Annotated in this window: 1 pseudogene; it reads left to right on the forward strand. The window is 47.5% G+C overall.

The features are described 5' to 3' along the window. Nucleotides 1–259 precede the first annotated feature (259 nt). A pseudogene (locus G5168_RS20930) lies at nt 260–370 on the forward strand (gamma carbonic anhydrase family protein); the annotation flags it as partial. Between the last annotated feature and the right edge of the window lie 173 nt (nt 371–543).

The following is a 543-nucleotide window of genomic DNA, read 5'->3' on the forward strand; positions in this document are numbered from 1 at the left end:
TGTGTTGCTGCGGGAGTGGAATTCTACTCAACCGCCTTCTCGAGTCAAGCCTTATTTTCAAAGGCTTTTCGAGGTTACCGACGAGGTTGTTTGCGTTGCCGCTTGCCCTGTCGATGGAGGCGCATTATAGGGAACAGATTCTTTCTGACAACCCCTTATCGGCAATAAAATTGCAAAAAAGGGCACTTTTTTAGTTATTCATCTCCAATCACAGCTTTTATACAAACTTATCCACAGAAGCAGCCTGCAGATTGCTAGAATGGCCGAAAACAAGGAGGCCAAGATGGACTTGCGACTGAGACCCTACAAGGGAAAACGCCCGCAATTGGGCAAATGGGTATATGTAGGGCGATATCAGCTGGCTGACGATGTTCACGCCAAGTGATCCAACCATTAACCATTCACCACTCAGCAGTGGTTTGGGAACAGCGCTTACTTCTATAGAAGAACATATAGGTGAATGATGAGTTGAGGCAGTTGAGGCAGTTGAGGCAGTTGAGGCAGTTGAGGCAGTTGAGGCAGTTGAGGCAGTTGAGGCAGTTG

Origin of the sequence: Aeromonas sp. 600724, from assembly GCF_049175135.1 — a bacterium.
Classification (GTDB): Bacteria; Pseudomonadota; Gammaproteobacteria; order Enterobacterales; family Aeromonadaceae; genus Aeromonas; species Aeromonas veronii_A.